This is a genomic window from Oleiphilus sp. HI0079, from assembly GCF_001635105.1.
The window spans coordinates 1-744 of the sequence record NZ_LWFT01000779.1 but is presented as its reverse complement, the minus strand read 5'-3'; the positions used below and the strand labels follow the sequence as shown (position 1 = coordinate 744).

2 protein-coding genes are annotated in these 744 nt (G+C 49.3%); both read right to left on the bottom strand.

Annotated elements, in window-relative coordinates:
• The coding region (locus tag A3750_RS14590) for a PhoU domain-containing protein (protein ID WP_304440196.1) at positions 1-321 on the bottom strand (321 nt) is incomplete at its 3' end.
• A 30-nt stretch (positions 322-351) separates the two neighbouring features.
• Positions 352-744, bottom strand: a 393-nt coding sequence (locus A3750_RS14585) for a phosphate ABC transporter ATP-binding protein (protein ID WP_156498604.1), incomplete at its 5' end; no start/stop codon positions are given.

The following is a 744-nucleotide window of genomic DNA, read 5'->3' as shown; positions in this document are numbered from 1 at the left end:
ATCACCGATTCGTTCGAGATCGGCAACCATCTTAACCGTGGAAATAACCAAGCGAAGATCGCTGGCAGCGGGCTGTCTTCGAGCAATGATTTGTGTACATTCCTCATCGATCATCCGCTCCATATCGTCGACGTTTTTCTCTGTATCTCGAACACTCTCGGCAAGCGCCGTGTCAGATTCCAAGAGAGACTCCACGGCGTCGGTGATTTGTCTTTGGACCAGGCCGCCCATCTCGAGAAAGTGGCTGCGCAACTCACTCAGGTTCTGATTGAACTGTTGTGAGATATGCTGGTTGTGTGACTCATGTGTTGGTGAGCTCATTATGTATCCCCTTATCTATCGTCCGTGAAATTAACCGTAACGGCCTGTGATGTAGTCTTCTGTCTGTTTCTTACTCGGGTTTGTGAACAGTTGGTCTGTATTACCAAACTCGATCAAATCGCCCATATACATGAATGCGGTGTAGTCAGAAACACGTGCAGCCTGCTGCATGTTGTGGGTAACGATAACAATAGTATAGTCATCCTTAAGCTGATGAATAAGCTCTTCAATCTTCAGTGTTGAGAGTGGATCAAGGGCTGAAGCCGGCTCATCGAGCAGCAATACCTCTGGTTTTACAGCAACCGTACGCGCGATAACCAAACGCTGTTGCTGACCGCCAGACAGACCGAGCGCGCTGTCGTTTAGGCGATCTTTTACTTCGTCCCAAAGCGCGGCTGAGCGCAATGACCATTCGACCGTCTC